We start from the raw sequence: 20,063 nt of genomic DNA, 5'->3' as shown, positions 1-20,063 counted from the left end.
ACCGCGCAGCGCGACGCCAGCGGCGATGCCACGCCGACACGACAAGGGGGCTTTGGGCTTGAACCGCGGGCCCGCCGGCCCGCGGGAGCGTGCGGTCCGCAGGTGATGCGGACGTGGGCAAATCTGCTTATAAAAGGCGCTGGTAGCGGTGGGCGAGGGCGGAGAGGGCGAGCGCCGCGGCGGCCGTGGCGGCGGCGGACCACATGATCGCGGTGAACGTGTGCGGCACCAGCCACTCCGTCGCCACCACGAGGCCGGCGCAGGAGATCCAGAGCGGGGCGGACGGCCAGCGCGCGCCGGCGGCCACCTGGGCGTTGACGACCACGAAGACGAGCGCGTAGAGCGCGCCGGTCAGCGCGAACACCGGCGCGTAGCGTCCCAGGTCGACGTAGTCGGCGCCGCCGGCGAGGCGGAAGGCGAGCGCGCCGGACAGCGCCGACGCGGCGACCAGCGCGGCGCCGGACGCGGCCACGACCGCGGTCGCGACGAGGAGGCTGCGCCGGCTGCCGCGGGCGAGGCGGGGGAGCGCGATGACCGTCACCACCTGGGGTGCCCAGATCGCACCCTTGGTGAGGACGGTGCCGACCGCGTACGCGCCGGACGACGCGGCCGGCAGCAGGTGGCGGGCGAGCAGCAGGTCGGCGTACGAGACGGCGAGCATGGCCAGCGTCGCCGAGCTCGCGGTGACGACCTGGCGGGCGGTGATCCCGCCGCCGGCCGCCGGCGTGGCGCGGGTGAGCAGTGCCAGAGCCGGCGGGATCAGCAGCGCGGTGGCCGTGCCGGCCAGGACCGAACCGGTGAGGCCGGCGCCGAGCAGCAGGCCGGCGACAAGGCCGCCGTACCGGCCGACCGCCAGGATCGCCATGCCCAGGGCGAGGCGGCGGAAGCGTTCGTCGCCTTGCAGCTCGCCGAGCCAGCGGCCGGCGACCACCACGGCGCCGGTGTAGAGCGCCAGCGGCGGGACCGTCGCCAGCGGGAGGTCGAGCAGGCCGCCGGCGACCGGGGTGAGCGCGAGGACGGCGCCGGCGCAGGCGGCCGCGGTCAGCCAGCCGACCCGCCCGGCCGGTGCGCCGGGATGCCTGGCGCGGTGGACGGCGCCGGCGATCTGGAGGCCGAGGCCGGGCACGCCGGCGATCGCCGCGACCGCCGCGATGGTGACCAGCGCGCCCAGGTCGCCGGCGCTGAGCTGGCGGGCGCCGAGCACCGGGACCAGGTAGGCGATCGCGTTTCCCGCGACGCCGGCCAGCCACACCCAGGCGGCGGACGCGCCGACACGTGGGGCGGGGGAGCGGACCGCCTGGGCCTGAGCCATCGTCGCAGGTTACTGGTGGGAAACTTGGCGGTCCACCCGGTACCTGTAAAGCGAGCGAGGAGGCTAAGGTTCCCCACCATGGCCGGCAGCTTGTCATCCACCCTGAGTGCCCGGTTCGCGGCGGGCCTGCCGGCCGGCCTGGTCGGGTCCGCCATCAGAGCCGTGTACCCGCGGGTAGAGCCCGAGCTGGCCCGGCTCGCGAGCTACGCGCCCCGCGGCGGCACCGCCGTCGACGTCGGCGCCTGGTACGGGCCGTGGACCCGTGGCCTGCGCCGGCTCGCCGACCGGGTGGTGGCCCTGGAGCCCGCCGCCGACCTGGCCCGGCTCGTCGCCGCCGCGTACCCGGACGTGCGCGTGGTCCAGGCGGCCGCCTCCGACCACGTCGGCACGGCGACGCTCTACCTGCCCGACGGCGGCGCCGGGGTCGGCACCTCCTCGATCGAGGGAGCGGGCGGCGAGGGCCGGCCGGTGACGGTGCCCCGGGTGAGCCTGGACAGCCTGGAGCTCACCGGCGTCGGCTTCGTCAAGCTCGACGTCGAGGGCCACGAGATGCCGGCGTTGCGCGGCGCCGAGCGGACCATCCGGCGGGACACGCCGCTGCTGCTGGTCGAGCTGGAGGAGCGGATCCAGCCCATCTCGCCGATCCTCGACCTGCTGGGCGGGTGGGGCTACCGGCCGTACGTGATGCCGGGCCGGCGCTGGCTGCCGCTCGACGACTTCGACCTCGTGGCGCACCAGAAGGCGGCGGTGGGGCGGGTGCGGCACAGCTTCGCGCGCCGGGTGGTCGCGCCCTGGCCGCGGTACGTCAACCTGGTCCTCTTCCGGCCCGAGGGGCGCCGATGAGCGTGGAAACGGCGCCGCCGCGGGCGACCGTCAACATCAACATCGCCATGCCCGCGTGGGTCCTGCGCGACCCGATACACGTCGTCGCGGCGGTGCTGATCGTGGCCAGCGTGGTCTGGCGGGCCAGCATCACCACCCGGGGCTACCTCGCCGCCGACGACTTCGTGCTGATCTCACAGGCCGACTCGGCCAGCCTCAGCGTGGGCCACCTCTTCGAGCTGTACAACAACCACCTCATGCCGGCCGGCCGCCTGGTCATGTGGCTCGTGCAGCAGGTGACCGAGCTGGAGTACTGGCCGTACGCGACGCTGATGGTCGCCGGCCAGGCCGCCGTGAGCATCGCCTTCTACCGCCTGCTGCGCCTGATGCTGCCGGCGACCTGGGCGCTGCTCGCGCCGCTGTGCCTGTTCCTGTTCTGCCCGCTCACCCTGGAGATCAGCGCGTGGTGGGCGGTCGGCGTCAACCTGCTGCCGATGCAGCTGGCACTGATCATGGCGGTGACCGCCCAGGTCCGGTACCTCCGCACCCGCCGGCCGCGGCACCTCGCCGCGCTCGCCGGCTGGGTGGTGTTCGGGCTCGTCTTCTTCGAGAAGTCGCTGCTCGTCGTCGCGCTCGTCGCGCTGCTCACGGTCTGCCTGTACGCGCCCGGCGGCCCGATCCGCGCGGTCGTCACGGCCATCCGCCGCTGGCCGCTGTCCTGGCTCGTGCTCACCGGCGTCTCGGTCGCGTTCCTGGCCGTGTACCTGACGCTGTCCACGTCGTCGCTGCGCGAGCCGTCGTCCGGTCGCGAGGTGGCGACGTTCCTCCAGCAGTTCTTCGGGCAGTCGGTCAGCGCCGGGATGCTCGGCGGCCCCTGGTCGTGGCTCGACACCGGCGACGGGCCGGCGGTCGCCGCGCCCACCTCCACCGCCCAGCGGGTCTCCTGGGTCCTGGTGCTGGCGTTCGTCGCGCTGACCCTGTGGCTGCGCCGCGGCGTCGCGCTGCGCGCGTGGACCCTGCTGCTGCTCTACTCCTCGCTGTCCGCGGCGGTCATCGGCGCCACCCGCCTCGGCTCGGCGTACAGCGGCGTGGCCGGCCTCGTCCCGCGCTACATCGGCGACGTCCTCGTGGTCGCGGCGATCTGCGTGGGCGTGGCGCTGTGCGGCCTGCGCCCGATCGACGAGGAGAAAGAGCCGGAGCCCGTGCCGGCCCTCCCGCGGCGGTTCGGCGGTGCGCTGGCGGCGGGCACGGCGCTGCTCGTGGCCAGCAGCCTCTACAGCGGCGTCGACTTCGGCACCGACTGGGCGTCCAAGCTCGGCCGCGACTACGTGAAGACGGCCCGGGCGGGCCTCGCCGAGGCGCCCGCCGGCACCGTCTTCTGGGACCTGCGGCTGCCCGCGACGATCGTCGACCCGCTTTCCTATCCGTGGAACATGCAGTCGCGCTTCTTCGCGCCGCTCGACCGCGACCCGGTCTTCGTGACCCAGGGGCGGCAGCTGTGGGTCTTCGACGACTCCGGGAAGGTACGCCCGGCGTGGGTCAAGGGCGTCAAGGCCCAGCCGGGGCCGGCGCGGGGCTGCGGCTACCAGGTCGCCGGCGGGCAGACGGTCACCATCCCGCTCGCCGGTACCGTCACCGAGTACTGGCAGGCGGTGCGGGTGGCGTACATCGCCGACCGGGACACCAAGGCGACGTTCCGGCTGGGCACGGGCGAGGTGCGCTCGTTCGACGCGCACCGCGGGCTCAACGCCGCGTTCATGCTCGTCTGGGGCGGTGGCGGCCAGGTCGAGATGACCATGCTCGACCCGCGGGCCAACCTCTGCACCGACGAGATAGAGATCGGCCAGATCGTGCCGCAGCCGGTCGGCTAGCCGGTGCGCCAACGGCTCGTCCCACACGCCGCGGCGGCGCTGATCACCGCGGTCGTGCTCGCCCCGCTCGCCGCGCCCGGCTACGTCCTGCGGTACGACATGGTCTTCGTGCCCCGGCAGCGGCTGAGCTGGGAGATGGTCGCGCCGGCCGGCGAGCTGCCCCGGGCGGTGCCGCTGGACGCCCTGGTGTCGCTGGCCAACCTCGCCGTGCCGGGGTGGCTGCTCCAGCGGATCGTGCTCGCCGGGATCGTCTACTTCGCCGCCCTCGGCATGGCGCGGCTGGTGCCGACCGAGCGGACGCTGTCCACAGTGGTCGGCGCGTTCGCGTACGCCTGGACGCCGTACCTCGCCGAGCGGCTGCTGCTCGGGCAGTGGGGGCTCCTGATCGCGTACGCCGCGCTGCCCTGGATCGTGGCCGCGGCGCGGGACGTGCGCGCGGGCCGGCCCGGCGCGCTGGCCCGGCTCGTGCTCGCGGCCGCGCCGGCCGCGGTGACCCCGACCGGCGGCCTGATCGCGTTGGCGACGGTGGCCGTGCTGACCTGGAAAGCGGCCCTGCCGGTCGCCGCGCTCAACGCGCCGTGGGTGGTCGCCGCGCTGACCAGCGCCGCCGGTGGCCGGTCCGACCCGGAGGGCGTCGGCGCGTTCGCCGCGCGTGGAGAGAACTGGAGCGGCGCCTGGGGCGCGCTGGCCGGCACCGGCGGCATCTGGAACGCGCAGACCGTCCCCGGCAGCCGCGCGTCGGTGCTGGTGCCATTCGCGACCGCGGCGGTCCTCGCCGTCTGCGCCGCCGGCTTCGTCGCGCTGCGCCGCCGGTGGCACGCCGCCCGCGCCGACGGCGAGTGCAACCGTGGCGACGGCGGTCGGCCGGGCGTCACCGTGCGCCTGGCCGTGCTGGCCGGCGGCTCGTTCCTGCTCGCCCTGGCCGGCACCGGGCCCACCGCGCCGGCCCTGGAGTGGCTGGTGGCGCACGTCCCCGGCGCCGGGCTGCTGCGCGACGGGCAGAAGTTCCTGATCCCGTACGCCCTGCTGCTGGCCGTCACCTTCGCGGTCGGCGCCGAGGTGCTCGCCGAGCGGCTGGCCCGGCGCCTCGACGGTACGGCCGGGCGGGTGGTGCTCGTCGCGGCCGCCCTCGCGCCGGTGGCGATCCTGCCCGACCTGGCGTACGGCGCCGCCGGGCAGCTGCGGCCGGTGCACTACCCCGCCGACTGGCGGGAGGTGGCGGCGCGGGTCGACGGTGAGGTGCTGTCGCTGCCGTTCCACGGCTACCAGGCCTACCGGTGGAACCACGACCAGGTGGTCCGCGACCCGGCGCCGCGCTACCTCGGCGTACCGGTGCTGATCAACGACGCGCTGCGGGTGGGCGAGGTGACGGTCGACGGGGAGAGCCCGCGGGCCGCGCGGGTCCAGGCCCTGCTCGACGCCGGCGAACCCGTCGCGCGGATCGGCGTCCGCTTTGTGCTGGTCCGCAAGGAGCCCGGCGTGGACGTGCCGGCGGGCGCGCTGGCCGGGCTGCGCCCGGTGTTCGACGGCCCGTACCTGGCGCTGTGGGAGAACCCGTCGGCCGCCGCGTCCCGCCCGGAGCCGGTCCGCCGGTGGCCGGCCGCCGCCGCCCACCTGCTCGCCGCCCTCGTCGTGCTCGCCGCCGGCATCTCACTGCTGCGCACAGTGCGTACTCCGTGGTAACGTCCGCACACTCGTAAATCCGAGGAGGATTCCAATGGCCAAGCTGGCCACGTTCGTCGTCGCGGCCGTGCTCGGTGCGGCGCTGGGCTTCATCGGCATTTACGCGACGGTCGGCGCGGTGAGCCCGTCGGCCGACACGGTCGCCGACGAGGTCAAGCAGGACCCCGCGCAGACCGTCTACGGCACCCGCTGACCCTGCGGCACCCCGGCTAGCCGGTCGCTCACCAGGCCGGCGAAGGCGTCGCCGGACGCCTCCCACGTAAAGCCCCGCGCGTAGACGCGCCCCGCCCTGCCCATCTCCGTGCGGCGCTCGTCGTCGCGCAGCAGGCGGCGCACCGCCCGGAGGAAGTCGAGCTCGTCGTCCACCAGCGTGCCGGTGTGACCGTCCAGGATGGCCTCGGAGACACCGCCCGCCGACCGGAACGCCACCGACGGCGTGCCGTGCGCGGCGGCCTCCACGATGGTCAGACCCCAACCCTCCTTGATGGACGGAGTCAGCGCCACCCACGAGCGGCCGAGCAGCTCGTGCTTGTCCGCTTCAGTCACAAAGCCGGCGAACCGGACGCGGTGCTCGATGCCGAGGTCGGCGGTCAGCTCGCGCAGCGGCGCCTCCCACCAGCCCTGACCGGCGATCACCAGCTCGATGGTGGGCAGCTCACGCGCCAGCAGCACGGTCGCGCGCAGGGCCAGCTCCACCCGCTTGTGCGGGACGAGCCGGCCCAGCACGAGCAGGCTCGGATGGTCGGTGCGGGGGACCGGCGAGGTGAGGACGGCGGGCGTGCCGTTGCGGATGATGGTGATCCGCTCGGCGTCGACGCCCAGGCCGACAAGCTCGGCGCGGCTCGACTCGGACACCGTGACGTACGGGCAGGAGCGGTAGACGCGTACCGCCAGCCGCGACTCGATCCACCAGCCGATCCGGGCCGGCACCGGGCCGAAGATCACCCGCCACTGCTCCCGGTGCACGTGGTGGACCAGCGCGATCACCGGCCGCCGCGCGTAGACCCGGCTCAGGAACGGCAGCCCGTTGCACACGTCGACGATCACGTCGGGGCGGCCGAACCGGCGGCCGGACAGCGGGCCGAAACCGAGCGCGCCGGCCAGGTAGACGAGCGCGGCGAACAGGTACACCGTGTGCCGGCCGCCGCGCCGCACGACCTGTACCCCGTCGGGCTTGACCTCCTCGGCCGCCGCGCCGGCGTAGGCCTGGCACAGGATCGTGGCCCGGTAGCCGCGCGCGACCATCTCGGCGGCCATCCGCTCGATGTAGACCTCCGAGCCGCCGCCTTCGGGGTGGCGCGTGTCCCGCCAGTTCAGGAACAGTATGTGGCGACTTAGGGCCTCGGTCATGGTCCCTCGTCACCCCTACTCACGAGTACGATATGCGGTCGCGTCACACTAGGGCGCTCACCGGACCATCCGCAATGGGGAGGCACAGCAGTGACGGACGGCGGCAGCCGGCGCCGGCCGGAGTTCTGGCCGGTCGTCCTCTTGAGCGTCGCCCTCGTCGCCGTGCTCGGCGGCTGGACCGCCGTCACCTACCTCCAGCGCACCCGCAACGACCCCGCCTGCACCGACCGCACGTCACTGCGGGTGGCGGCCGCGCCGAGCGTGGCGGCCGCGGCCCAGGAGGTCGCGCAGGCGCTCGCCGCCCGCGACCGCTGCCTCGACGTCGTCGTCGAGGCGCGCGAGTCGGCCCAGGTCCTGCGCGACCTTGTCGGTGCGGCGCCCGCGGGCTCCTCGCCGAGCGCCGCGCCCCCGCCCACGGCGGCCACCGCGCCGCCGCCCGACGTCTGGCTGCCGGAGTCGACGCTCTGGCTGCGCCGGGCCCGCGACGGCGGCGCCTTCCAGGTGCCGGAGGCGGGCGTCTCGGTCGCGACCACACCCGTCGTGCTCGCCCTCGACCAGCGGTCGGCCGCCCGCCTCGGCTGGCCCGCCCGCACCCCGGACTGGGCCGCCCTCGTCGCCGCCGAGCGGCCGCCGGTGCCGGTCGTCGTGCCTGACCCGGCGGTCAGCCCGCTCGGGTTCGGCGCCCTCGTCGGCATCCGCGCCCTCGCCGGCGACCGGGCCGGGGCGGCCGCCGCGATCATGCGCCGCCTGGCGCCGCGTACCGCCGCGATGACCGGCGAGGCGCCACCCGCGCCGGGCGGGCCGGGCCGCGCGGAGACCGCGGTGGTCAGCACCGAGCAGGAGGTGCTGCGCGCCGGCACGCCGCAGGTGGCGGTCTACCCCAAGACACCGGTCCCCGGCCCCGACTACCCGTACGCCGTCCTCTCCTCGACCGGCTCGCGGGACGCCGCGGCGGCGTTCCTGCGCGCGCTGCGCGCCGACGAGGGCGGGGCGGCGCTGGCCCGGCACAGCCTGCGCACGGCGGCGGGCGCCCCGCTCACCGGCCCCTCGACACCCGGCCGGATCCGCGACACGGCGTACCCGCCCGCGCCGGTGCCCGCGGCGGCGGAGGCGGCCGCGCTGCTCAACGCCTGGGGCGGCGTCCACCTCACCGCGCGGCTTCTCGCCGTGCTCGACGTCTCCGGCTCGATGGCGGCGCGGATCGGGCCGGGGGAGTCCCGCCTGTCGGCGACCGTCAAGGCCGCGCAGGGCGGCGTGCGGCTGCTGCTCGGGGCGACCGAGATCGGGCTCTGGACGTTCTCCACCGACCTCGACGGGCAGCGCGACTACCAGCAGATCGTCCCGGTCGGGCCGGTCGGTCCGCGGCGCGCGGAGATCATCGAGCGGCTCGGCCAGGTCCGGGTCAAACCCAACGGAGGCACCGGCCTGTACGACACCACCCTCGCCGCCTACCGCGACGCCGCGCGCAACTGGACCGCCGGCCGGATCAACCTCCTGCTGGTGCTGACCGACGGCACCGACGACAACGCCAGCGGGATCAGCCGCCCGCAGCTGCTGCGCGAGCTGGCCACGTTGCAGGACAAGCGGCGGCCGCTGCCGATCCTGTTCATCGGCGTGGGCCCGGACATCGACCGGGCCGAGCTCGACCAGATCGCCAAGGCCACCGGCGGGCGGGTGGCGCTGACCGCCAACCCGGCCGGCATCCGGCAGATCTTCTTCACCGCGCTGGCCGAGTTCAGCTGCCTGCCGCCGAAGTGCCGCCGATGACCGCGGTGCTGGAGAAACCCGCCGTGGCCCCGGCCGTGACCGCCAGGCCCGCCGCCGCGACTTCGCGAAGAGGCGCGATCGCGGGCGCCCTGCTGCTCATCGCGGTCGCGGTCGTGCAGCGGCCCGGCGAGGTCACCTTCGACACCAAGCTCGACCTGGCCGTCGACCCGCTCGGCTTCATGGGCCGCGCGCTGCACCTGTGGAACCCCGAGGCCACCTCCGGCGAGCTGCAAAACCAGGCGTACGGCTACCTGTTCCCGATCGGGCCGTTCTTCGCCGGCGGCGACGCGCTCGGCGTACCGCCGTGGATCACCCAGCGGGCCTGGTGCGCGCTGCTGCTGTGCACCGCCTACCTCGGCGTGCTGCTGCTCGCGCGGGCGCTGCGGATCGGCTCGCCGACCGGGCGGCTGCTCGGCGCGCTCGGCTACGCGCTCGCGCCCCGGATGCTGACCGAGGTCGGGCCGCTCTCCTCCGAGATGCTCCCGGTCGTCATGCTGCCGTGGGTGCTGCTGCCCCTGGTGACAGTGCGACGCATCGGTTCACCCCGCCGCGCGGCCGCCCTGTCCGCCCTGGCCGTGCTCTGCATGGGCGGCATCAACGCGGCCGCCGTGGCGATGTCCCTCGTGCTGCCCGCGCTGTACCTGGCCACCCGCCGCTGGGATCGCCACCTGGCCGGGCTCGCCGCGTGGTGGGCGGTGTGCGTCGCCGGCGTGACGCTGTGGTGGATCGCGCCGCTGCTGCTGTTCGGCCAGTACAGCCTGCCCTTCCTCGACTACATCGAGTCCTCGGCGACGACCACGGCCGTGACGTCGCAGTTCCAGGCCTTGCGCGGCACCAACCAGTGGGTCGGCTACATCGTCCAGGGCGAGCCGTGGTGGCCGGCCGGCTGGGTCCTCGTCGACCGGCCGTGGCTGATGGCGGCGACCGCGCTCGTCGCGGTGACCGGCCTCGTCGGGCTCGCCATGCGCGGCCTGCCCGAGCGGCGCTTCCTCGTGCTCGGCGCGATGACCGGGCTGACGCTGCTCACGATCGGCTACCTCGGCACGCTCGACAGCCCGTTCGCCGCCACCGCGCGCGACCTGCTCGACGGGCCGCTCGCGCCGCTGCGCAACGTGCACAAGTTCGAGCCGGTGCTGCGGCTGCCGGTCGCGCTCGGCCTGGCGTACGCGGCCAGCCGGCGGTTCGGCCTACGCCGCGTCCGGATGCCCGCGGCGCCGGTCGTGGCGTGCCTGTTGCTCGCGGCGGCCGCGCCGGCCTGGATGCTCCTGTTGCGACCCGGGCCCGGCTGGTCGGACGTGCCCGGGCACTGGCGGCAGGCGGCCGGCTGGCTCGCCGCTCAGGACCCGACCGCGCGTACGCTCGTCGTGCCGGGGCAGGGGTTCGCGCAGAACACCTGGGGCCGCACGGTCGACGAGGCGATCCAGCCGCTCGCCGGAGCGCCGTGGTCGACCCGCCACCAGATCCCGCTCGGCTCCGAAGGCAACATCCGGGTGATGGACACGGTCGAGGCGGTCCTGGCGCAGGGGCGCGGCTCGCCCGGCCTCGCCGACTTCCTGGCCCGCGCCGGCTACCGCTACCTGCTGGTGCGCCACGACATCGACCGGGCGGCCACCGGTGCGCCGCCGATCGCCGTGGTGCGCCAGGCCGTCGCCGGCTCACCTGGCCTGAGTCCGGTGGCGTCCTTCGGCCCGGCGGTCGGCGCCGGGAGCAACCCGGTCGACGCCACCGCCGCCGTGCCGTCGATCGAGATCTACGAGGTGCGGTCGTCCACCCCGGTCGTCTCGGCGACGGCGCTCGGCAACGTGCCGGTGGTCAGCGGCGGGCCTGAGTCGCTGCTCAGCCTGCTGGAGCAGCGGCTCGTCGACGGCCGCCAGCCGGTGGTGCTGGCCGGAGACGCGGGCGGGCTCGACCCGGCGGGCCGTTCGTGGCTCGTCACCGACGGGCTGCGCCGCCGCGAGCTCAACGTCGGGCGGATGCGAGACAACCTGAGCCAGACGCTGACCGCCGACGAGCAGACCCGCCAGCGCCGGCTGCGCGGCGACCTGAGCCCGTTCGCCACCCCGGGGCACGAGACCGTCGCGGCCTACCAGGGCATCCGGTCGGTCGACGCGTCGAGCAGCGCCGCCTTCGCCGACACGGTCGGGCCCAGCGAGCCGTCGTACCTCCCGTTCGCCGCGCTCGACGGCGACACCCGCACGTCGTGGCGCTCCGACCCGTTCGCCGCGCCGGTCGGTCAGTGGCTCGAGGTCACGTTCGACACGCCGCGGCGGGTGGACGACCTGACCGTCGACTTCGTCGACGACCTGCGGGCCGGTTCGCCGGTCGGGTACGTGCGGGTCAGCACCGACCAGGGCGCCGTCGACCGCGAGGTGCCCGGCACCCCCGGGCCGCACCGGCTCTCCACGCTGCCCGGCCTCACCACCACGGTCCGGGTGACGGTGCTCGCGCTGCGGCCCGGCCACAGCGGCGGTGCTGTGGCGCTGCGCGAGCTCGGCATCCCCGGCCTGGCGGCACAGCGTGCCCTGCGCGCGGCCGACGACGTCACCGGCGGGCGGCCGCCGGTCTACGCGTTCAGCCGCGCGCCGCAGGACCGGGGTGCCTGCTTCACCGCCGGCGGGCAGACCCGGTGCGACCAGTTCCTGGCCCGCGAGGGGGAGGAGCCGCTGGGCGTCGACCGGTTCTTCAGCACGCCGGTGGCGTCCGCGTACGCCCTGCGCCTGACCGTGCGGCCCCGCCCCGGCGGCCCCGTGCCGGTGGACCTGCCGGTGACCGCGTCGGCGTCGTCGGTGCTGACCGGCGACGCCACGGTCGGCGCGCACGCCGCCGTCGACGGCGACCCCACCACGGCCTGGCTCGCCGAGCCGGTCGACGGCGCACCGACCCTCCGGCTCGCCTGGGACGGCCAGCGGCGGATCGACCGGCTGCGGCTCGTCACCCCGGAAGCCCCGGTGGCCGCGGCACCGCAGGCCGTGCTCCTGCGTACCCCCGCCGGCGAGACCGCCGCGAACGTCGGCGCCGACGGATGGGTCACCTTCCCCCGGCTGACCACCGACCGGCTCGAGATCGAGGTGACCGGCTACGCGGCCACGCGCGCCGACACCCGCGGCAACGGCTGGCCGGCCCCGGTCGGCGTGGCGGAGGTCGAGGTGCCGGCCCTCGGTGGGCTGCTGCGCCCGGCCACCCTGTCGACCGCCGTCACCGCGCCGTGCGGCAGCGGCCCCACGGTCGAGCTGGACGGCGTCGCGTACCCCACGTCGGTCTCCGGCACGCTGGCCGACGTCCGCGCCGGCCGGCCGCTGCCGGTGACCGTGTGCGACGAGTTCGCCGGCGACACGGTCGAGCTCGCGGCCGGCGAACACCGCCTGCGCACCAGACCCTCCGCCGCCTTCCTCGTCGACTCGGCCGCGCTCCTGCCGCCCGGCGCCGGCACCCCGGCCGCCCCGGTGGAGCGCGCCGTCGAGGTCGTCGAGTGGCACCCCACCGCCCGCACCGTCACCGTGGCGGCCGGCGACGCGGCGCTGCTCGTCGTGCCGGAAAACTTCAACGCCGGCTGGAAGGCCACATTGGACGGCCGGTCGCTGCGCGCGCTGCGGGTCGACGGGTGGCAGCAGGCGTTCGAGGTGCCGGCCGGGGTCGGTGGCACGGTCACGCTCACGTTCGCCCCCGACAGGCCCTACCGCGCCGGTCTCGCGGCGGGCGCCGGCGCCGTGGTACTCGTCGGCCTGCTGGCGCTCGCCCCCGCGGGCCGGCGCCGCCGCCGGTCGGATGTCGCACCGGCGCGGGGGACAGGCTGGTTCGTCGCCCTGCCCGTGATGGCCCTCGCCGTGGCCCTCGGCGGTGTGGCGGCGGCCGTGCTGCTGCTCGCCGCGATGCTGGTGCGCCAGCTGCGGCCGGGCGCGCTGCCCGCGATCGCCTTCGTGGCCGGGGCCGGCGGCGCGGCCGTCGCGGTGGTCGGCCGCCTACAGGGGCACGGGCAGGAGTGGGCCTACGGCGGCTTCGTGCAGGCGGCGACGCTCGCGGCCGTCTGCGCGGTCGCCGCCACGCTCACGCCGTCCGCCCGCGCCGCCCCGGATCCGGTGCTCGAACCCGCGCCGCCCCCGCCGCACCGCGCGACGCTCGGCCGCTCGATCCGGCTGTTCCGCGGCTTCCTGCACGAGCAGAGCGACCCGGACCGGTTCTACTCGATGCTCGCCGACGACTCCGTGCGCCAGCTCGGGTCCTATGTGGACCTCGACGGCGCGGTCGTGCTCGACGTCGGCGGCGGGCCCGGCTACTTCGCCGCCGCGTTCCGCGAGGCCGGCGCGACCTACGTCGGCCTCGACCCGGCCGTCGGCGACTTCGCGGCCGCCGGCGCGCCGGTGACCGGCATGATCCGCGGCGCCGGCACCGCCCTGCCCGTCCGCTCCGGCAGCCTCGACGTCTGCTACTCCTCCAACGTGCTGGAGCACGTGGCGGATCCGGAGGCGATGCTCGACGAGATGGTGCGGGTGACCCGCCCCGGCGGCACCGTCTTCGTCTCGTTCACCCCGTGGCTGTCGCCGTGGGGCGGGCACGAGACGGCGCCGTGGCACTACCTCGGCGGCGAGCGGGCCCGCCGGCGGTACGTGCGCCGCAAGGGCAAGGAGCCGAAGAACCGCTACCGGCACACGCTCTTCCCGATCAGCGCCGCCCGGGCGGCGCGCTGGGCCCGCGCGGCCCGCCGGCAGGGGCGCGTCGAGGTGGTGGCTGTTCTGCCCCGTTACCACCCCCGATGGGCGCATTGGACCGCCCGGCTTCCGGTCCTCCGGGAGCTCCTGACGTGGAACTTCACGATGATTCTGCGCCACGTGGAGGGTCAGGGGTCGCAACAGATGTGACTCAGTAGTAACCTGCTCGCCTACCGGCGGACTTTTTCAACCCCCACCTGTCCGTCCCTACATTGTGGAGGGCACTATGAGCTCCCGCGTGACCCACGCCGTGCTCTTCGGCCTTGGTGTTCTCGCGTTGGTGTTCGCGGCGGGCCTGGCCTTCATCGTCGGCCCCCGGGTAAACCAGCTGCCCTACGATCTGGAGCGCACCCAGACGGTCGCCGAGGCCCCCAACGCGACCTTCTTGCAGATAAAGGACGGCAAGGCCGAGGTCAACCAGGGCACCCTGCGTTCGACCATCACCGTGCAGCCGGACGCCGCAGCGACGGCGAAGCTCGAGGGCGACCTCGACGGCAAGGCCGCGGTGTGGCTGGTCGGCCAGCAGGTCGTCCGCACCGACAACGGCGAGCTGGTCAGCGCCTACAGCACCGAGCTGGCCATCGACCGCAAGTCCGCGGCCGCCCAGCCGTGGGACGGGCAGTGGCTCGACACCGGCAACGAGCGGCAGAGCGTCGCCTACACGGGGCAGATCTACAAGTTCCCGTTCGGCACGGAGAAGAAGACCTACCAGATCTTCGACCGCGACATCAACGCCGCCCAGCCGGCCGTCTTCGTCAAGACCGAGGAGATCGAGGGCCTGGAGACCTACCAGTTCACCCAGGAGATCCGCGGCGGGCGGCAGGAGGTGCCGGCCGACCGGCTCCAGCTGCTGCTGGGCCAGCTGATCCCGGGCGCCACCTCGGGCCAGATCGTGTACAACAACACCCGCACCGTCTGGGTCGAGCCGACCACCGGCCAGTACCTCAAGGTGCAGGAGGTCCAGGAGAAGAACCTGGTCGCCGACAGCGGCCAGTCCGTCAACGTCCTGAACGCGACCTTCACCTACACCAACGACACCGTCGCCAGCGCCGCCGACCGCGCCTCCAACAACCGCCAGCTGCTGCGGATCGTCAACCTGTGGGCCCCGATCGGCCTCGTGGTGCTCGGCCTGGTCCTGATCGTCCTGGCCGTGCTCCTGAGCATGCGCCGCCGCAACGCCGGCAAGCACGCCGGCCGCGCCCCGGCCCCCGCCCCCGCGCCCGGCACCACCGCGGCCGCGGTCCCGCCAGCACCACAGGCCCGCTGAGAACGTCCTCTTAGGACCCCGCACCTGTACCGTGATTTCGGCGCCCTGGCGCTCTACCTGGCCGTCCGCCTCGGCGTCCGCGACGGATTCGCGGACGCCGACAAGCGGCGACCCATCGTCGTCAGGATCCTTCCGCGGATTTACCCCCGTCCGCGTCACCTGCGGACCGTATGCGTGGGCCCCCGGGGAGCAGCGTCCGATGCCAGATCTTGGAGAGTTAGTGCGCCATGTCAGCCCTAAGTCTCCTCGATCTCGAAGTCCCGGCGCCTGGGCTGGTAACGCCGCGTCACAACCGGTGCGACCTGCGGGCACCCCGTCCGACAAGGGTCCGGCCCACCGTGGGGCTTGCGGCGCGTACTCCGGCGGGAGCGGCGGTCCGCGGGTGACGCGAACGCGGGCGAATATGCCTGGGAAAGAAGCGTCACACGGTGCGGAGGTCGATGCTGTGCCAGGTGGTGTTGTCGCCGCCGCTGGTCGACCACCAGAGCACGCCGCCGCGGTACGAGACGCGGCTCGCGGCCTCGGCGACGTTGACGAGCTGGCGGGTTTTCAGGTCGTAGATGAGCAGGCGCGCGCCGCCCACTGCCGTCGCCAGGGTGCTCGAGTCGCCGGCCAGGACCTCGAACCGGTCGAGTACGGCCACGTCGGCGATCGCGGCGGTGGCGCCGTCGTCGGTGGCGGTCTGGCGGTCGCTGCCGTCCGGCCGCATCAGGACGCTGCGCACCGGGTCGTCGCCGCGTAGCGCGAAGAGGCGGCACCACGTCGGTCCACATTGGTCGGGTGTGTCGTCGCCGGCCTTCACCGTGGTGGTCTGGCCGGTGTCGAGGTTGAGCAGGCGCATCGGGCCGCGCTGGCCGCTGCCGGTGCTCACCAGCCAGGGCCAGGCGGTCAGCGCCCACGCGCCGGGCTCGGTGCGCACCCGCACCGGGCCGCCGCCGAGCGGCACCGAGCGGATCTCGGTCGACGACCGGGCGGCGGCCGTCCAGTGCAGCTGGCCCGCGGCTGCCACGATGTCGTGGTCGGAGTTTTCGAACGACACCCAGCCGGTGTCCGCGGTGACCTTCCGGGGTGCGCCGCCGGCCAGGGCGGCGCGCCACAGCTCGGTGCGGGTGACGCCGTCCTCGGCCGTGACCGACTCGGCCCACACGAGCTGGTCGCCGTCGCGGGTGAAGCCGGCGTAGAACCGGCCGGTACCCCGGCGCAGCTCCCGGATCGCCCCGTCCGCGGCGCGCAGCACCAGGCGCACGCCGCCGCCGCGCGGGTCGAGCGCGGTGCCGACCGACGCCCGCTCGTCGAGGAAGTAGACCGGGGTGTACGCGGCGCCATCCGGCAGCGTGCCGGGGATGGTCGCGCGCGTGACCTGCGGCCAGGCGGCCGCCACGGGTGGTGGCGGCGTCTTGGGCGAACGCGCGCCGACCGGCGTCTGCGCCAGCAGGGCTCCGGCCGCGACGAGGGCGGCGACCAGCCCGAAAAGGCCGCTGCGCATCCGTCCCGCCACGCCCGTAACGGTAGCCACCTACCCGGCGGGCGCGACCGCACCGTCCGTAGGGTGGCGTTGTGCGATTCGGGGTGCTGGGGCCGCTCGCGGTGTGGACCGACGCCGGCGAGCCGGTGGCAGTGCCGGGGCGCAAGGTCCGGGCCCTGCTCGCCGACCTGCTGGTGCACGAGGGCCGCCCGGTGTCCGCCGACCGGCTCGTCGCGGACCTGTGGGGCGAGGCGGCGCCGGCCGATCCCGGCGCGGCGGTACACGTGCGCGTCGCCCAGCTGCGCCGCGCCCTCGCCGGCGCCGAGGCGGGCGGCCGTGATCTGGTCGTCTCCCAGCCGCCCGGGTACGCGCTGCGGGCCGAGCCGGACGCCGTCGACGCGGCCCGCTTCGCCGCGCTGGCCGGCCAGGCACGCTCGGCGGCCGACGCCCGCACCCGCGCAGGGCTGCTGGCCGAGGCGCTGGAGCTGTGGCGGGGGCCGGCGCTGGCCGACTTCGCGGACGAGGAGTTCGCCGGGGTGGCCGTGTCCCGGTGGGAGGAGCAGCGGCTGGCCGCCCTGGAGGCGTACGCCGAGGCCCGGCTGGAGCTCGGCGAGCACCGAGACCTCGCCGTCGACCTCGCCGAGGCGGTGACCCACCACCCCTACCGGGAGCGGCTGCGGGCGGCGCACATGCGCGCCCTCTACCGCGCCGGCCGCGTCGCCGAGGCGCTGGACAGCTACCACGACCTGCGGCGGCGGCTCGACGACGAGCTGGGGCTCGACCCGTCCGCGGAGCTGGCCGCGCTGCACCAGGCGATCCTGGCCGGCGACCCGGGCGAGGACGCGCCGGCCGAGCCCACCCGCCCGGTGCGCCCGACCACCAACGTGCCGGCGTCGCTGACCGCGCTGATCGGCCGCGAGCAGGCGGTGCGCCGGGTACGCGAGCTGCTCGCCACCGGCCGCCTGGTGACGCTGACCGGCGCGGGCGGGGTGGGCAAGACGAGCGTGGCGCTCGCGGTCGCCCGGAGCGCGGTCGACGTACACCCGGACGGCACCTGGCTCGTCGACCTGACCACCTGGGACGGCCGGGGCGACGCGGCCGAGCCGCTGCTGTCCGTGCTGGGCGTGCCCGACCCGCCGGGAGCGCCCAAGCCGGCCGCCGAACGCCTCGCCGCCGCGCTCCGCGACCGCCGCACGCTGATCGTGCTGGACAACTGCGAGCACGTCGTCGACCAGGTCGCCGGCCCGGTCGCGGCGCTGCTCGCGGCGGCGCCCGACCTGCGGGTGCTGGCCACCAGCCGCGAGCCGCTGCGCCTGCGCGGCGAGGTGCGGTGGGAGCTGCCGCCGCTGGAGGTCCCGGACACCGACGACCCGGCCCGCCTCCTGCGGTCGCCGGCGGTGCGGCTCTTCCTGGCCCGCGCCGGCCTCGACCCGGCACCCGAGACGGTCGCCGACGTGGCCGAGGTGTGCCGCCGCCTCGACGGCATCCCGCTCGCCCTGGAGCTGGCCGCCACCCGGGTACCGGCGCTGGGCGTGGCCGAACTGGCGGCCCGGCTGCGAGTGCCACACGACAGGTTCGGCCTACTCGGCACCGCCCCGCGCGACGCGCCCGCCCGCCAGCGCACGCTCGCCGCGGTGATCGACTGGAGCTGGCAGCTGCTGTCCGACCCGGAGCGCGCGGTACTGCGCCAGCTGGCCGTCCACACCGGAGGGTGCACGCTGTCCGCCGCCGAGGCGGTGTGCGCCGGAGACGTGCTCGACCTGGTGGCCCGCCTCGTCGACCGCTCGCTGGTGGTGCGCGTCGACGACTCCCGCTTCCGGCTGCTGGAGTCGGTCGCCGCCTACTGCCTCGACCGCCTGCGCGAAGCGGGGGAGGAGGCACCGGCGCGCCGCCGCCACGCCGCCTACTACCTGACGCTGGCCGAGGAGGCCGACGGCCGGTTGCGTGGCCCCGCCCAGCGCGAGTGGCTGCACCGCCTGGACGCCGAGGCGGCCAACATGCGCGCCGCCATGGAGACCTTCCGGCGGGAGGGCGCCGCCGGCGAGGCGATCCGGCTGGCGAGCGCCCTGGTCTGGTACCGCGTGATGCGCGGACGCCTGAGCGAGGCGCGCCGTGCCCTGGCCGCGGCGCTGGAGGTGCCCGGCCCGGCGCCGGAGGCACTCCGCGCCGAAGCCGGGTGCTGGGCCGCCGGCCTCGCGATCCGGCAGGGCGAGGCCGGCCCCGAGGTCATGGCGCGGCTGACCATGCCGAGCGCCCGCGCCGAGTGGTTCATCGCCGCGTCGATCATCGACTTCGGCGACGAGGCGGCCACCGGCAAGCTGCTGGAGAGCGCGCTGGAGGCGTTCCGCGTGGCGGGGGACCGGTGGGGCGAGGCGGCCGCGCTGAGCACCAGGGCGATGCTCGCGCACATGAAGGCCGACCCGGCCGCGCTCGAACACGACGCGCGGCGCAGCGCCGACATCTTCGCCACCCTCGGCGACGACTGGGGCGTACTCCAGGCCACCGACTGGCTGATCGGCCTCGCCGACATGACCGGCGACCGGGCGGAGGCCGCGCGGCTGGCCCGGTCCGGCCTGCGGATGGCCGAGGAGCTGGAGTTCTGGCCCGACGTGGCCGGCCACCTCGCCTGGCTGGCCTGGATCGCCGTGCAGGAGGGCGACCACCGCCACGCGCTGGAGCACGGCGAGCAGGCGCGGCGCCTCGCGGCCGAGCAGGGCCAGCGGGCCGGGGAGGTGTTCGCCACGATCACCCTGGCGTACGCCGCCCGCCGCGCCGGCCACCTCGACACCGCCGAGCAACACCTGCGCTGGCTGCTGGCCTCGGCCCGCGCCCAGCAGAGCGGCGAAGCCAGCCCCCCGTACCTCGCGATGGTCCTCACCGAGCTGGGCCTGCTGGCCGCCGACCGCCGCGACCCGGCCGCCGCGCTGGCGTGGCAGCGCGAGGGCTTCGACACCCACCGCGACACCGATTCGCGGCCCGGCATGGCCTGGGCGGTGGTCGGGATGGCCGCCGCGCTGGCACTGGACGGCCGCGCCGCCCTGGCCGCGCGACTGCTCGGCGCCGCGGCCACCGCCCGCGCCGCCGCGGACCTGCCGCTGTCCGATATGGATCAGGCAGAGCTGGCCCGGACGACCGAGGCCGTCCGGGCCGCGGAGCCAGACTTCGAGGCCCTCTTCGTGCAAGGCCGCGCCCTCACGCTGGAAGAGGCGGCCGAAATGCCCTACTTGGGCGCGTAGATGTGCACGACGATCCCCGACTCGAAGCGCTTGATGTCGGCCAGCTTCAGGTGCGTCGTGTCGAAGCCGGCCCCCTCGAACAGCCGCTTACCCGCCCCGACGATGACCGGGAAGTACCAGAAGTGGAACTCGTCGATCAGCCCGTGCTCCACCAGCGTGCGGTCGAGCTCACCCGTGCCCCACTTCAAGAGGTTCTTGCCCGGCTGCTCCTTGAGGCGGGCCACCTCCTCGGCCACGTCACCCTGGAGGAGCGTCGAGTTCCACGTCACCTCGGTGAGCGTCCGCGACGCCACGAACTTCGGGATGTCGTTCATCGTGTCCGCCTGCGGCCCGCTCTGCGCCGACCACGCCTCCGCGAACCCCTCGTACGTCACCCGCCCGAGCAGCAGCGCGTCCGACGAGGTCAGCAGCTCGGCGGCGTATCCGTCGTGGTCGGCGTCCCAGTAGGGCTGCCCCCAGTGTTGTGGCTCAGCCCGCGACGCGGTCGAGGGCCGGGTGTCGTCGATGACGCCGTCCAGGGACACGAACGTCGACTCGATCAGCTTGCGCATGTCGGTACCTCCGGTAGTGGTCTCGCTTCCTGC

At 75.3% G+C, this 20,063-nt stretch carries 12 protein-coding genes; 8 read left to right on the top strand and 4 right to left on the bottom strand.

The window, feature by feature from the left end:
- Nucleotides 1-127 precede the first annotated feature (127 nt).
- Nucleotides 128-1,312 (bottom strand): polysaccharide biosynthesis protein, encoded by a 1,185-nt coding sequence (locus ACTMTJ_RS35750; protein ID WP_441223114.1) that lies wholly within the window; start codon nucleotides 1,310-1,312, stop codon nucleotides 128-130.
- Nucleotides 1,313-1,390: 78 nt separating this feature from the next.
- On the opposite strand from ACTMTJ_RS35750, the gene ACTMTJ_RS35745 reads away from it, so the two are divergent.
- From ACTMTJ_RS35745 to ACTMTJ_RS35730, 4 genes are read left to right on the top strand one after another with little or no spacing between them, the layout of a single operon-like run.
- Nucleotides 1,391-2,155 (top strand): FkbM family methyltransferase, encoded by a 765-nt coding sequence (locus ACTMTJ_RS35745; RefSeq protein WP_441223113.1) that lies wholly within the window; start codon nucleotides 1,391-1,393, stop codon nucleotides 2,153-2,155.
- Complete coding sequence (locus ACTMTJ_RS35740; RefSeq protein ID WP_441223112.1) at nucleotides 2,152-4,005, top strand: hypothetical protein; 1,854 nt, start codon at nucleotides 2,152-2,154, stop codon at nucleotides 4,003-4,005. Before ACTMTJ_RS35745 ends, ACTMTJ_RS35740 begins: the two co-directional genes overlap by 4 nt.
- 3 nt (nucleotides 4,006-4,008) lie before the next feature.
- A complete protein-coding gene (locus tag ACTMTJ_RS35735; protein WP_441223111.1) occupies nucleotides 4,009-5,688 on the top strand; it encodes a hypothetical protein in 1,680 nt (559 codons plus the stop codon).
- A 34-nt stretch (nucleotides 5,689-5,722) separates the two neighbouring features.
- Nucleotides 5,723-5,881 (top strand): hypothetical protein, encoded by a 159-nt coding sequence (locus tag ACTMTJ_RS35730; protein ID WP_441223110.1) that lies wholly within the window; start codon nucleotides 5,723-5,725, stop codon nucleotides 5,879-5,881.
- Here the strand turns inward: ACTMTJ_RS35730 and ACTMTJ_RS35725 are convergent.
- A complete protein-coding gene (locus tag ACTMTJ_RS35725; RefSeq protein ID WP_441223109.1) occupies nucleotides 5,866-7,038 on the bottom strand; it encodes a glycosyltransferase family 4 protein in 1,173 nt (390 codons plus the stop codon). The two genes, ACTMTJ_RS35730 and ACTMTJ_RS35725, sit on opposite strands and share 16 nt — an antisense overlap.
- Nucleotides 7,039-7,128: 90 nt before the next feature.
- Between ACTMTJ_RS35725 and ACTMTJ_RS35720 the strand changes: the two genes are divergently transcribed.
- From ACTMTJ_RS35720 to ACTMTJ_RS35710, 3 genes are all read left to right on the top strand, one after another.
- On the top strand, nucleotides 7,129-8,805 hold the full coding sequence (locus ACTMTJ_RS35720; protein WP_441223108.1) for a substrate-binding domain-containing protein: 1,677 nt from the start codon (nucleotides 7,129-7,131) through the stop codon (nucleotides 8,803-8,805).
- A complete protein-coding gene (locus tag ACTMTJ_RS35715; RefSeq protein ID WP_441223107.1) occupies nucleotides 8,802-13,661 on the top strand; it encodes an alpha-(1->3)-arabinofuranosyltransferase domain-containing protein in 4,860 nt (1,619 codons plus the stop codon). The genes ACTMTJ_RS35720 and ACTMTJ_RS35715 overlap by 4 nt, the downstream gene beginning before the upstream one ends.
- Before the next feature lie 76 nt (nucleotides 13,662-13,737).
- A complete protein-coding gene (locus ACTMTJ_RS35710; protein ID WP_441223106.1) occupies nucleotides 13,738-14,778 on the top strand; it encodes a DUF3068 domain-containing protein in 1,041 nt (346 codons plus the stop codon).
- Between the two features lie 421 nt (nucleotides 14,779-15,199).
- On the opposite strand, the gene ACTMTJ_RS35705 is transcribed toward ACTMTJ_RS35710, so the two are convergent.
- Nucleotides 15,200-16,276, bottom strand: a complete 1,077-nt coding sequence (locus ACTMTJ_RS35705) for a hypothetical protein (protein ID WP_441223105.1) — start codon at nucleotides 16,274-16,276, stop codon at nucleotides 15,200-15,202.
- Between the two features lie 59 nt (nucleotides 16,277-16,335).
- Here ACTMTJ_RS35705 and ACTMTJ_RS35700 point away from each other — a divergent pair, with 59 nt between their 5' ends.
- Entirely contained in the window at nucleotides 16,336-19,479 is a 3,144-nt protein-coding gene (locus ACTMTJ_RS35700) for a BTAD domain-containing putative transcriptional regulator (RefSeq protein WP_441223104.1), read from the top strand.
- Here ACTMTJ_RS35700 and ACTMTJ_RS35695 read toward each other — a convergent pair.
- Nucleotides 19,464-20,030, bottom strand: coding sequence for a dihydrofolate reductase family protein (locus tag ACTMTJ_RS35695; protein ID WP_441223103.1), 567 nt, complete (start codon nucleotides 20,028-20,030; stop codon nucleotides 19,464-19,466). The two genes, ACTMTJ_RS35700 and ACTMTJ_RS35695, sit on opposite strands and share 16 nt — an antisense overlap.
- Nucleotides 20,031-20,063 lie beyond the last annotated feature (33 nt).

Origin of the sequence: Phytohabitans sp. LJ34, from assembly GCF_052068095.1 — a bacterium.
Taxonomy (GTDB): Bacteria; Actinomycetota; Actinomycetes; order Mycobacteriales; family Micromonosporaceae; genus Phytohabitans.
This window is presented reverse-complemented; position numbering and strand designations above follow the sequence as displayed.